Below are 6,067 nucleotides of genomic sequence, written 5' to 3' on the forward strand. Positions count from 1 at the left end.
CCCCCAAGGTGGCCTTACCGGCACGAGAGTCCTATGTGGACATAGGTTGCAGCAGGCGCGGGTAGCGGGCTTCGCGCGACGGCGCCGGTGTCCCGAACGACGCTTCCGGGACGCTCAACGTCCGCAACGGAGCGTTCGCGACAAAGGGATCCGGCACGCACGAGTCCGGCTCAGGCCACACCGCTGTCCGGCAGGTCCAGCCACCACTGGCTGCCGCGGGCCCATTCGATCGTCTTGACGAGGCCGTCACGCAACGTGGTTTCACAGGTCCAGCCGAGCACTTCGCGTGCCTTGGTGGCATCCGGGATCCGGCGGGACAGATCCTCGTACGCGGGGCCGACCCGGGTCGCCGTGTCGACTTCGGTGCGTGGCTCGGGCGCACCGGTCAGCTCGGCGATGAGCCGGACGACCTCGCCGACCGTCGTTTCGGTCATCGAACCGAGGTTGAACGACTCCCCTGCGGCATCAGGATGCGTCGCGGCCAGGATCGTGCCGTCGATCGCGTCGTCGACATAGGTGAAGCAGCGCGTCTGGACACCCCGGTCGTAGACCACCATCGACCGCCGGTTCAAGGCCCGGTGCACCGACCGGCTCACGATGTACGCGGGCCGCTGACGCGGGCCGAAAACGTTGAAGTACCGGACGATCCGCGCGTCCAGGCCGTGGTGGGCGGAGAACGCGAACGTCAGGTGCTCGGCCAGCGCCTTCGACGTCGAATAGGACCAGCGGGCGGCCGACGTGGCGCCCAGCACCCGGTCGCTGTCCTCCCGCCACGGCACCGCGGGGTTCTTCCCGAAGACCTCGCTCGTGCTGCTCAGCACCACGCGCGCGCCCGCCCGGTGCGCCAGTTCGAGCACGTTGCGCGTGCCTAGGAAGTTGACGTCGACCACGTCGAGCGGGCTCGACAGGTACTTGTCGACCCCGACCACCGCGGCCAGGTGGTAGACGACCTCGACGCCGCCGTCGATGGCCTCGGCGAGTTCCGCCTGGTTCCGGATGTCCCCCACGACGTAGTGGACGCCCTCGGTGCGGTTCGACGGAGCGAACCCGTCGAACACGACGACGTCGTCACCGCGCGCGACGAGCCGCTCCACGAGATGCCCGCCGATGAAGCCGCAGCCACCGGTGACCACGACGCGGCTCATCGGCCGATTCCCCGGTAGGCGTAGCCCAAGGCGCGTAGTTCGGCGATCTTTTCCTTGCTGTAGTAAGCACGCCCGTCGAGCACAAGACACCCGGCGGCGACCGGCAGGCTCGCGAAGTCGATGCCTTCGAACTCCCGATGCAGCGCGAGCACGGCGACGCAGTCCGCGCCGTCGACGGCTTCCACAAGGCTCGGCGAAAGCCCTGTGCCGTATAGCTGTTCGACCTGCGCGGGGTCGACCAGCGGATCGTACAACCGCACCTGCGCGCCCGCCTTGGCCAGCGTTTCGACCACCCCCTGCGTCGGGGTCGCCCGCAGGTCACCGGTGTTGTTCTTGAACGCCAGCCCGAGCACGGCGATCTTGGCCGTCGCCGGCTCCTTGCCGAGGCGCACCAGCTCGTCGACGATCACCTGCGCGGTGTACTCCGGCATGCCCGCGTTGACCTCGCGACCGGTCACCGCCGTCCTGATGTCCACGCCGCGGCGGTCGGCCGAGCGCCAGACCATCCACGGGTCCTTGGTCAGGCACGAGCCGCCCACGCCGACGCTCGGCACCAGGACGTTGACGTTGCCCGCGCCCTTGGGGATCGTGTTCGTCGCGCTGATCACGTCGAGCACGTCGACGCCGTAGAGCGCGCAGAACTTGGCGAGTTCGTTGGCGAGCGCGATGTTCACGTCGATCCACCAGTTGCTCGCCAGCTTGACGATCTCCGCCGACTCCAGCGAGTCGTGCGGGATGACTTCGACGCCCAGCGCCCGGCGCCAGAACTCGGCCGCGGCGTCGGCACTCTCCTCGCCGAGACCACCGACGACGATCGGGAACGTCCGCAGCTCCCGCAACGCGGTGCCTTCGGCGAGCCGTTCCGGGGAGTACGCGAGCCCGAAGTCGACCTGCCCGATCAGGCCGCTCTCCTCCAGCAGCGGGAGGACCACGTCGCGAGTAGTGCCGGGCGGGACCGTGCTCTTGAGCACGACCAGCTGCCCCTCACGCAGGTGACGGCCGAGTTCGGTGCACGCGGCGCGCAGTTGCTCGTCGGCCAGCGAACCGTCTTCGAGCACCGGGGTGCCGACGCTGATCAGCACGACGTCGGCGGAAGCCAGCCCGGACGCGTCGGTGCTCACCCGCAGCCGGCCCGAACCGAGACCCTCGAAGATCAGCTTCGCCAGCCCCTCTTCCTGGAACCGGCAGTGCCCCCTCGCCAGCTCCCCTGGCAACCGGGGGTCGGTGTCCACGGCGAGCACGTCGAAACCGCGATCGGCCAGCGTCGCGGCGAGGCACGAACCGACGTAACCGAAGCCGATGACCGCCACCGAAAGGTCCGCGCGGCCGGACAGAAAACGCATGTGCGTCCCCAATCAATAGTGCCCGTCTCGGTTTTTCATCGTGGTCGGGTGAACGCGCGGCAGCGTCTCCTGGCTTGTCACGCTTCTCCTCAGCGGCGGACACCCAGGAAAAGGCCGCGTCCCAGCGGGCCGCCTTCGACGTATTCGGCGTCGATTCCGGCCTGCGCGAACGCCTTTTCGTAACGGGCACGCTCGAACAGGGAGAGCAGGCCGACCTCCGTCACGTGCCGCAGGCCGCGTCCGGCGTCCGCGATGGCCAGGTGCACGGTGATCTTCGTGGCGTCGCCTTCCCGTACCGAATGGGAAAGCCGGACGATCGTGCGGCCGTCGACCTCGGCCACCCCGCTCGCGATGTAGCCGTCGATGAAGTTTTCCGGGAACCACCAGGGTTCCACCACCAGCGTGCCGCCGGGAACGAGATGCTCGGCGAAACAGCTCGCGGCCGCGTCGAGGCCGTCCGGCCCGCCGACATGGCCGATCGAGCTGAACATGCAGGTGACGGCGTCGAACCGGCGCCCGAGGTGGAAGTCCCGCATATCGCCTTGGTGCAGCGTGAGTTCCGGGAAGTGGACGCGGCCCGCCTTGACCATGCCCTCGGACAGTTCGATGCCCTCGGTGTGCGCGAACAGCTGGTTGAACCGCCGCAGATGCGCGCCGGTGCCGCACGCGACGTCGAGCAGCGAGTCCGCACCCGGTGTCCGCTCGCGGATCAGCCGGGTGATGTCCTCCGCCTCGGCCGCGTAGTCCTTGCCCTGGCCTTCGTAATAGGACACGTAGACTTCGGAGAATTCGTCACCGTACATGGACCGAGGATCACACCGGTGCCGCGACGGAACATCTCTCGGCATGCTCAGTCCGCGCAGCCTCAGAGATGCGGGTCCACCACCGGCCCGCGAAACATCACAAGGGTGAAACACGACCTGGACGACCTGGCCCTGTTCGGCGGGCGAACGGCGTTCCTGACGCCGTTGCACACCAACCGGCCCAATCTGATCGATCGCGCGCGCCTGTTCGACAGGCTGAACTGGGCGTTGGACAACCAATGGCTGTCCAACGGCGGACCGCTGGTGCTGGAGTTCGAGGACAGGGTCGCCGAACTCGCCGGCGTCGCGCACTGCGTCGCCACCTGCAACGCCACCGTCGCGCTGCAGTTGCTGGTGCACGCAGCGGGACTGACCGGTGAGGTGGTCATGCCGTCGCTGACCTTCGCCGCCACCGCGCACGCCGTTCGCTGGCTCGGCCTGGAGCCGGTGTTCTGCGACATCGACCCGGCCACCGGCTGTGTCGACCCGGCGCTGGTCGCCGCGGCGATCACCCCGCGCACCTCGGCGATCTTCGGGGTGCATCTCTGGGGACGGCCGTGTGCGGTGGACGAACTGGAAAAAGTCGCCGCGGACAACGGGATTCCCGTCTTCTTCGACGCCGCGCACGCGATCGGCTGCACCACCGAGGGCCGGGTCATCGGGAGTTTCGGCGCGGCCGAGGTGTTCAGTTTCCACGCCACGAAAGTGACCGGTGCCTTCGAAGGCGGCGCCGTCGTCACCGACGATCCGGAGCTGGCCGACCGGGTTCGCGCACTGCACAACTTCGGCAAGGGCCTGAAGACCGTCAGCGACGCGGGCGGCACCAACGGGAAAATGAGCGAGGCCGCCGCGGCGATGGGCCTGACGTCACTCGACGCCTTCGAAGCCACCGTGCGGCACAACAGGTCCCACTACGACCTCTATCTCGCCGAACTCGGGAACACCGAGGGACTGAGCTTCTTCACGCACGACACCAGGGAGCGCAACAACTTCCAGTACGTGATCATGAACGTGGCCGAGGACGTCACGGGGATCTCCCGTGACCTGCTCCTGGAAGTACTGCGGGCGGAGAACGCGATCGCGCTCACCCCGATCGGCTCGCCCGCCTGCCACCAGCTGGAGCCGTATCGCTCACGCGGGCCGGTGCACCTGCCGCACACCGAGGCGATGGCCGCCAGGGTGATCGCGCTGCCGACCGGTTCTTCGGTGTCCCGTGAGGAGATCCGGCGGGTGTGCGCGCTCATCCGGTTCGCGGTCGCGCACGGCGCCGAAGTGACCTCCCGACGGAAGGAGACCCCATGACCGGACCCGCGTTCTGGACCGCGCCCGACCCGCGCGCCGCTCTGCGTGACCTGCTGCGCAAGGCGTATCCGCACGCGGTCGGCGACACCGACCTGCTGTTCGCGCTCACGCGCAAGTACGGCACCAGCCCGTTCACCACGCTGGAGACCGCGCGACGGGAGCTGGCCGTCGACCGCGTGGTGTTCGAGCGTCTGCTCGACACCTTCGACCAGGTGCCGGAGCTGCGCGCCGCCGTGGTGAACGGCCCGGCAGGGAAGTACTGGTCGAACACGGTTCTTCCATTGGAGAGCAAGGGAGTCATCGAGAACATCCTCGAACGGCGAACGGTCTACCCGCACATCGTGGCGCTCTACCCCGGGCCGACGTGCATGTTCCGCTGTCACTTCTGCGTGCGGGTGACCGGCGCGCGGTACGAGAACTCCACTTTGGACTCCGGCAACGCGATGCTCGCGTCGGTCATCGACGAGATCCCACCGGACAATCCTTACGCCATGTACATTTCCGGCGGGCTCGAACCGCTGACGAACCCCGGCCTCGGCAAGCTGGTCGCACGCGCGGCCCGGCGCGGGTTCAAGATGGTGTTGTACACCAACGCGTTCGCCTTGACGGCGCAGACGCTCGCGCGACAGCCGGGCCTGTGGGATCTGGACGCCGTACGCACCTCGATGTACGGCCTCAACGACGAGGAGTACGAAGAGACGACCGGCAAACGCAAGGCTTTCGGCCGGGTGAAAACGAACCTGCTGAACTTCCAGAAGCTGCGGGCCCAGCGTGAACGTCCCGTCCGGCTCGGGCTCAGCTACATCATCCTGCCGGGGCGCTCGTCGCGGCTGACACGGCTCGCCGATTTCATCGCCGAGCTTTCCGACGCCGCGCCCGATCAGCCGGTGGACTTCCTGAACATCCGGGAGGACTACAGCGGCAGGCCCGACGGCAAGCTCGCGCCGGGCGAACGCGCCGAACTCGAAGACGCGTTGAACGCCTTCGCCGAACGCGTCGCCGCGCGCGTTCCCGCACTGGACGTCGACTACGGCTACGCGCTGCACAGCATCCGCGCCGGCACCGAGGCCGAGCTGATCCGGATCAAGCCGTCGACCATGCGGCCCGGCGCGCACATCCAGGCGGGGGTGCAGGTCGATCTGCTCGGCGACGTCTATCTCTACCGTGAAGCCGGTTTCCCCGGCCTGGCCGGGGCCGACCGCTACATCGCGGGCCGTCTCGGGCCCGGCACCAGTCTTTCCGACGTGGTGGCGAAGTTCGTGGCCGACGACCGCCGGATCGAGCCACGCGACGGCGACGAGTACTTCCTCGACGGCTTCGACCAGGCTTTGACGGCCCGGCTGAACCAGCTCGAGACCGACATCGCCGACGGCTGGCGCCACACACGCGGCTTCCTCCGCTGACCCGATCGCTGGGACACTCGCGGTTGTGATGCCGTTAAGGCCACCTTACGGGCGTCTGACGCCCGTAAGGT

At 68.2% G+C, this 6,067-nt stretch carries 5 protein-coding genes; 2 read left to right on the forward strand and 3 right to left on the reverse strand.

Annotated features, from left to right (window positions below; genetic code table 11):
• Positions 1-170 precede the first annotated feature (170 nt).
• The 3 genes from ACFW0G_RS45160 to ACFW0G_RS45170 all read right to left on the reverse strand — a co-directional run bounded on the left by ACFW0G_RS45160 (position 171) and on the right by ACFW0G_RS45170 (position 3,291).
• A complete protein-coding gene (locus ACFW0G_RS45160; RefSeq protein ID WP_378331764.1) occupies positions 171-1,145 on the reverse strand; it encodes an NAD-dependent epimerase/dehydratase family protein in 975 nt (324 codons plus the stop codon).
• Positions 1,142-2,488: a nucleotide sugar dehydrogenase gene (locus ACFW0G_RS45165; protein WP_378331765.1), complete on the reverse strand. Its 1,347-nt coding sequence runs from the start codon at positions 2,486-2,488 to the stop codon at positions 1,142-1,144. Before ACFW0G_RS45165 ends, ACFW0G_RS45160 begins: the two co-directional genes overlap by 4 nt.
• A gap of 89 nt (positions 2,489-2,577) precedes the next feature.
• Positions 2,578-3,291, reverse strand: a complete 714-nt coding sequence (locus tag ACFW0G_RS45170) for a class I SAM-dependent methyltransferase (protein ID WP_378331766.1) — start codon at positions 3,289-3,291, stop codon at positions 2,578-2,580.
• A 105-nt stretch (positions 3,292-3,396) separates the two neighbouring features.
• Between ACFW0G_RS45170 and ACFW0G_RS45175 the strand changes: the two genes are divergently transcribed.
• Both ACFW0G_RS45175 and desII read left to right on the forward strand, forming a co-directional pair.
• On the forward strand, positions 3,397-4,593 hold the full coding sequence (locus tag ACFW0G_RS45175; protein ID WP_378331767.1) for an aminotransferase class I/II-fold pyridoxal phosphate-dependent enzyme: 1,197 nt from the start codon (positions 3,397-3,399) through the stop codon (positions 4,591-4,593).
• Positions 4,590-5,996: a dTDP-4-amino-4,6-dideoxy-D-glucose ammonia-lyase gene (gene desII / locus ACFW0G_RS45180; protein WP_378331768.1), complete on the forward strand. Its 1,407-nt coding sequence runs from the start codon at positions 4,590-4,592 to the stop codon at positions 5,994-5,996. The genes ACFW0G_RS45175 and desII overlap by 4 nt, the downstream gene beginning before the upstream one ends.
• The last annotated feature ends 71 nt before the right edge of the window (positions 5,997-6,067 follow it).

It is taken from the genome of Amycolatopsis sp. NPDC058986 (assembly GCF_042741125.1).
In the GTDB taxonomy this organism is placed as follows: domain Bacteria; phylum Actinomycetota; class Actinomycetes; order Mycobacteriales; family Pseudonocardiaceae; genus Amycolatopsis.

Coding starts and splice junctions, on each gene's coding strand:
- desII (WP_378331768.1), top strand. CDS start 4,590: ATGACCGGACCCGCGTTCTGGACCGCGCCCGACCCGCGCGCCGCTCTG.
- ACFW0G_RS45170 (WP_378331766.1), bottom strand. CDS start 3,291: ATGTACGGTGACGAATTCTCCGAAGTCTACGTGTCCTATTACGAAGGC.
- ACFW0G_RS45160 (WP_378331764.1), bottom strand. CDS start 1,145: ATGAGCCGCGTCGTGGTCACCGGTGGCTGCGGCTTCATCGGCGGGCAT.
- ACFW0G_RS45165 (WP_378331765.1), bottom strand. CDS start 2,488: ATGCGTTTTCTGTCCGGCCGCGCGGACCTTTCGGTGGCGGTCATCGGC.